The sequence below is a fragment of the Streptomyces sp. MB09-02B genome (genome assembly GCF_033794485.1).
Taxonomy (GTDB): Bacteria; Actinomycetota; Actinomycetes; order Streptomycetales; family Streptomycetaceae; genus Streptomyces.
Genome location: NZ_JARGEE010000491.1, coordinates 1 through 6,020, shown reverse-complemented (window position 1 = coordinate 6,020; position 6,020 = coordinate 1). Strand labels below are relative to the sequence as shown.

4 protein-coding genes are annotated in these 6,020 nt (G+C 69.9%); 3 read left to right on the top strand and 1 reads right to left on the bottom strand.

Translation table 11 applies throughout. The features are described from left to right. The 3 genes from P1P70_RS38745 to glgB all read left to right on the top strand — a co-directional run. Positions 1-475, top strand: a 475-nt coding sequence (locus P1P70_RS38745; RefSeq protein WP_319246149.1) for an alpha-glucosidase C-terminal domain-containing protein, incomplete at its 5' end; no start/stop codon positions are given. Positions 476-567: 92 nt separating this feature from the next. Then, a complete protein-coding gene (locus P1P70_RS38740; protein WP_319246147.1) occupies positions 568-2,022 on the top strand; it encodes a maltokinase N-terminal cap-like domain-containing protein in 1,455 nt (484 codons plus the stop codon). Between the two features lie 28 nt (positions 2,023-2,050). After that, a complete protein-coding gene (glgB, locus tag P1P70_RS38735; protein ID WP_319246145.1) occupies positions 2,051-5,149 on the top strand; it encodes a 1,4-alpha-glucan branching enzyme in 3,099 nt (1,032 codons plus the stop codon). Positions 5,150-5,409: 260 nt separating this feature from the next. Here the strand turns inward: glgB and P1P70_RS38730 are convergent. Continuing rightward, positions 5,410-6,020 (bottom strand): hypothetical protein (locus P1P70_RS38730; protein WP_319246143.1); only part of this gene is annotated, 611 nt, incomplete at its 5' end.

Below are 6,020 nucleotides of genomic sequence, written 5' to 3'. Positions count from 1 at the left end.
CGACGCCGTCCGCACCCCCATGCAGTGGACCCCCGACCGCAACGCCGGCTTCTCCTCCTGCGATCCGGGGCGGCTGTCGCTGCCGACGATCATGGACCCGGTCTACGGCTACCAGGTCACCAACGTCGAGGCGTCGATGTCGTCGCCCTCGTCGCTGCTGCACTGGACCCGCCGCATGATCGAGATCCGCAAGCAGAACCCGGCCTTCGGCCTCGGCACCTACACCGAACTCCCCTCGTCCAACCCGTCCGTGCTCGCCTACCTGCGCGAACACGGGGACGACCTGGTGCTGTGCGTGAACAACTTCTCGCGTTTCGCGCAGCCCACGGAACTCGATCTGCGCGCCTACGAGGGACGCCACCCCGTCGAACTCATCGGCGGAGTCCGCTTCCCCGCCATCGGTGAACTGCCCTACCTCCTCACCCTCGCGGGCCACGGCTTCTACTGGTTCCGCCTGCGCAAGGACGCCGTGTAATCCCGACCGGAATCCCGGGCGGGCCGGTTTCCCCCGGCCCGCCCGGGGCACGCAGACAGGAAACCCCGCCCCCGGGGAAAGGACGCGATTCCATGTCGGAAGCCGCTTCGCACTCCACCGCGACAAGTCCTGCACCACCGCCCGTCGCACCCTCGACAGCCGGGCTGCTCACCTCGCTGGAGCCGCTGCTGCGCGAGTGGCTGCCACGGCAGCGCTGGTTCGCGGGGAAAGGGCGACCGGTCACCGGGTTCAGCCTGGTGGCGGCGACGGAACTGCTGCCGGTGGGCGCCGCCAAGGCCGGGCTGCTGCATCTCCTCGTCCGGGCCCACCAGCCCCTGGTGCCGTCCCAGGGGGCCCCGGCCCACCCCGGCGACTGCTACCAACTGCTGCTCGGCGTACGCGAGACACTGCCGCCACGGCTGGCTCCCGCGCTGATCGGGCACGTGGCGGAAGGGCCACTGGCCGGGCGGACGGTGTACGAGGGGCTGCACGATCCGCGTCTCGCCGATGTGCTGCTGGAAGCGCTGCGCTCGAAAGCACGTGTCGGGGAGCTGCGCTGCGAACGGGACATGCGGTGTGACATTCCCGAGGGTCTGGTGCCCCGCCTGGCCACCGCCGAGCAGTCCAACTCCTCCCTCGTCTACGGCGATACGTTCATCCTCAAGCTGTTCCGCAGGGTCGTCCCCGGGGCCAACCCCGATCTCGAACTGCCTCTGAAGCTGTCCCGCGAGAACTGCCCCCGGGTACCGGCGCCGGTGGCATGGATGGTGGCGGACCTGGGCCGCGCCGGCGACCCCGACGGCCATCACGTCCTGGGTGTCCTGCAACCGTTCCTGCACGGCGCGGCGGACGGCTGGGAACTGGCGCTGAGCATGCTGTCCAAGGGCGAGGACTTCACCGCCGAGGCCCGGGCGCTCGGGCGGGCCACCGCCGAGGTGCACACCGCGCTGACGCGCGCCCTGCCCACGGCCACCCTGTGCCGTCCCCAAATAGCGGCGCTCGTCGAGGGAATGACCGAGCGCCTGGAGGCCGCCGCGCAGGCCGTACCCGCGCTGCGGCCGTACGCGCCCGGTCTGCACACGGCCTTCGAGGCACTGTCCGCCCTGGCCACCGAGGGGAGCACCTGGACGGCGCAGCGCATCCACGGCGACCTGCACCTCGGGCAGTGTCTGCGCTCACCGTCCGGGGAGTGGTCTCTCATAGATTTCGAGGGCGAACCGTCCAAGCCGCTGGCCGAGCGGCGGATGCCACAGCCCGTCGCCCGCGACATCGCCGGCATGCTCCGCTCCTTCGACTACGCCGCGCACTCCCTCCAGCCCCCGGCCGCCGACTGGGCGACCGCGTGCCGGGCCGCGTACTGCTCCGGGTACGCGGATGTCGCCGGGGTCGATCCGCGGACCGATCCCGTGCTGCTGCGCGCGTACGAGACCGACAAGGCCGTGTACGAGGTCCTCTACGAGGCCCGGCACCGCCCCGACTGGCTCCCGGTACCCCTGGCCGCGGTCCACCGCCTGGCCACGGACCCCTGCACCGACACCACCCCCTGACACCACCCCTCCCGAGGAGACCGTCCCTGTGACTCCCCGCCCGCCGTCCGACGACAGCACACAGCACCCCGACACCGGGGCCGAAGTACCGGGCCCGGTGAAGAAGACGGCCGCGAAGAAGACGGCCACGACGACGAAGAAGACGGCCGCGAAGAAGGCGACGGCAGCGAAGAAGGCCGTCGCCAAGAAGGCGACGGCGAAGAAGACGGCGACGCGGACGACCACCGGGGGTGGTGGCGAGGCCGCGCCGGCAAAGACGGCGGAGGGCGCGGGCACGGCGGCGGAGGAGGCCGTCACCACGCAAGCCATCACCACGAAAGCCGTCGCCAAGAAGACGACGGCGAAGAAGGCCGCGGCGAAAAAGGCCCCGGCCGCGAAGAAGACCGTGACGAAGAAGGCGGTCGGGAAGAAGACCGCAGCCAAGAAAACCACGACCAGGAAAACCACTGCTCAGAAGACCACGGCCGGGAGGACGACGGCCGGGAAGGCCGTCACCGTTGGTGCCGCCACCGCCGGGGACGTCACCGCAGGAGTCGTGACCGCCGACGGTGCCGCCGAGAAGACCGTGGCCGAGAAGACCGCCGCCAAGACCACCGTCGCGAGAAAGACCGTCGCGAAGAAGGCGGCCGCCACCACGGCCGCCCCCAAGAAAGCGGTCGCGAAGAAGGCCTCCGCGGTCACGAAGAATGCCTTCGCGAAGAAAGCCGGGGCCGCGTCCGAGTCGGCCGTGACCGAGCCGTCCGCCGCCGTGTCGGTGCTGGCCGGGTCGTCGACCACGCCCCCCGGAGCGACCGTCCCCCACCAGGCCACCTCCGAGCCGGCCGGCCCCGACCCCGTGGTCCCCAAGCAGGCCGCCGCCGAGCCGGTGCTCGACGAAGCCACGCTCGCCGCACCGGTCGGCTCCGAGGCCACCGCGTCCCCCCTCGCCCAGCCCGCCTTCTCCCCCGCCATGGACGGCGCCGACCGGGAGCGGTTGCTGGCCGGTACGCATCATGAGCCGCACGCCGTGCTCGGAGCCCATCCCGCGCCCGGTGGTGTGGTGTTCCGGGCGTTCCGCCCGTACGCCCTCGCGGTGAGCGTGACGGTGGGGTCGTTGCGGGCGGAGCTCCACGACGACGGCGGCGGCTTCTTCTCCGCGCTGCTGCCGCTCCGGGACGTTCCGGAGGGCTACCGGCTGCTGGTGTCGTACGAGGGGACGGAGCAGGAGACCGAGGACGCGTACCGTTTCCTGCCCTCGATCGGTGAGCTGGACCTGTATCTCATCGGTGAGGGGCGGCACGAGGAGCTGTGGCGGGCGCTCGGAGCCGAGCCGATGACCCACCAGGGCGTCACCGGCACCCGCTTCACGGTGTGGGCGCCGAACGCGCGCGGCGTACGCGTCGCCGGGACCTTCAACTTCTGGGACGGCACGGGCTTCCCGATGCGTTCGCTGGGCTCCTCGGGCGTGTGGGAGCTGTTCGTGCCCGGGATCGGCGAGGGTGAGCTGTACAAGTACGAGATCACCCGGCAGGACGGTTCGCGGACGCTCCGGGCCGACCCGCTGGCCCGGCGTACGGAGGTCCCGCCCGCCACGTCGTCCGTCGTGTACGCCTCGCACTACGAGTGGGGCGACGAGGAGTGGCTGGCGAGGCGTGCCGAGACCCCCGCGCACGAGGCACCGTTCTCGGTCTACGAGGTCCATCTGCCGTCCTGGCGCCCTGGGCTGACGTATCGTCAACTCGCCGAGCAGCTTCCGGCGTACGTCTCCGATCTCGGCTTCACGCACGTCGAACTGCTGCCCGTCGCCGAGCATCCCTTCGGCGGATCCTGGGGCTACCAGGTCACCGGGTTCTACGCCCCGACGGCCCGCCTCGGCACCCCGGACGACTTCAAGTACCTGGTCGACGCCCTGCACCGGGCCGGGATCGGGGTGCTGATGGACTGGGTGCCGGCGCACTTCCCGCGTGACGACTGGGCGTTGGCGGAGTTCGACGGGCGCCCGCTGTACGAGCACGAGGACCCGGCGCGGGCGGCGCACCCCGACTGGGGGACGCTGGAGTTCGACTACGGGCGCCGCGAGGTGCGCAACTTCCTGGTGGCGAACGCCGTCCACTGGTGCGAGGAGTACCACATCGACGGGCTGCGGGTGGATGCCGTCGCGTCGATGCTGTACCTCGACTACTCGCGCGAGCCGGGTCAGTGGACGCCCAACGAGCACGGCGGCCGGGAGAACCTGGACGCGGTGGCCTTCCTCCAGGAGATGAACGCCACCGTGTACCGGCGGGTGCCGGGTGTCGTGACGATCGCGGAGGAGTCCACGGCCTGGGACGGTGTCACGCGTGCCACCCACCACACCGGTCCGGGCGGCTTCGGGGGACTCGGCTTCGGCCTGAAGTGGAACATGGGCTGGATGCACGACTCCCTGGACTACATGGCCAAGGACCCGATCCACCGCAAGCACCACCACCACGAGATGACCTTCTCGATGGTGTACGCGTACAGCGAGAACTACGTCCTGCCCATCTCCCACGACGAGGTGGTGCACGGCAAGGGCTCGCTGGTGTCGAAGATGCCGGGCGACTGGTGGCAGCAGCGGGCCAACCATCGCGCGTACCTGGGCTTCATGTGGGCCCACCCGGGCAAGCAACTGCTCTTCATGGGGCAGGAGTTCGCCCAGGGTGCGGAGTGGTCGGAGGCGCACGGGCCGGACTGGTGGCTGCTCGATCCGGCGTACGGCGCGGAGGCGGACCACCGGGGGGTGCGGGATCTCGTCCGTGACCTCAACGCGGTGTATCGGCGCACCCCGGCGCTGTGGGAGCAGGACACGCGGCCGGCGGGGTTCTCCTGGATCACGGGGGACTCGGCGGACGACAACGTGCTGGCGTTCCTGCGGTTCGCCGAGGACGGGAGTCCGTTGCTGGCGGTCTCGAACTTCTCGCCGGTGGTGCGGCAGGACTATCGGCTGGGGGTTCCCGAGGATGTGCCTGCGTGGCGGGAGGTGTTGAACACGGACGCGGGTGCGTACGGCGGGACGGATGTGACGGCGTCCGACCCGGTGAAGCCGGAGCCCCACGCCTGGCACGGCCACCCCGCCAGCATCCGCGTGACACTCCCCCCACTCACCACCCTCTGGTTCCGCCCGGCCTGACAAACCCCGCACCCAGAAGGGGCTGCGCCCCTTCGACCTGGGTGCGTTGTCGGGTGCGGGTCGGTGGGGGCTGGTCGCGCAGTTCCCCGCGCCCCTCAAAAAGCAGGGGCTGCGCCCCGTGCTTTTTGATGAAGGGCCGAAGGCACCTTCGGGGGCGCGGGGAACTGCGCGAGAAGCCCCCCACCGGACCCGCACCCCGACAACGCACCCTCGATTCGAGGCACCTCTTCCGGTACCAAGCTTCATCGGCTCTGGCGAAGTCACGCCGGGAGGAAACTCGGCCACCAGGGTGGGACGTTGCCCGGGCACAACGGGGCGGGGTAGGAGTCCGGCATGCCGAGCCATGTGACGAGGAACCAGGTGAACCACAGGGTGAAGATGAGCCCTGCGGTACGGGCTGCCCTGCCATGACGTCTTCCCAGAGTGCTGTGCAGGATCACCCACGGAACCACAGCGGCGATCCATATGAGAGGCGCAAGAACCAGCAGAGCCATGCCATTGGTTACGCCGTTTCCGATGTCACAAGCGGCCCATGCCCTCCCGATCGCAGCAGTGGACACCACTGCGGTCAGTCCACCGAAGAGGACACCAGAGCCAGTGCCCCTGAACCGGCGGCTCGGAGTACCCGACGGTTCTGTCCCCACGCCCATCTCCCCCTCCTCGTCCTGAATGCGGCACACACAGCCGAGAGGAGTCAGCCGCTCCTCCTGCCGGGCATCATCCGCCGCAACGCCCCCAACAACCCCCCTTAACCACCTCCCGGACCCCACGAGCAGGGCAAAAACTTCTTTTGCCTCTTTCGTCTTAAAAAAAAAAAATGGAAAAGCCATAACCACGTGAAAGTATAGTAGTGTAAGAATGACGGCGTATG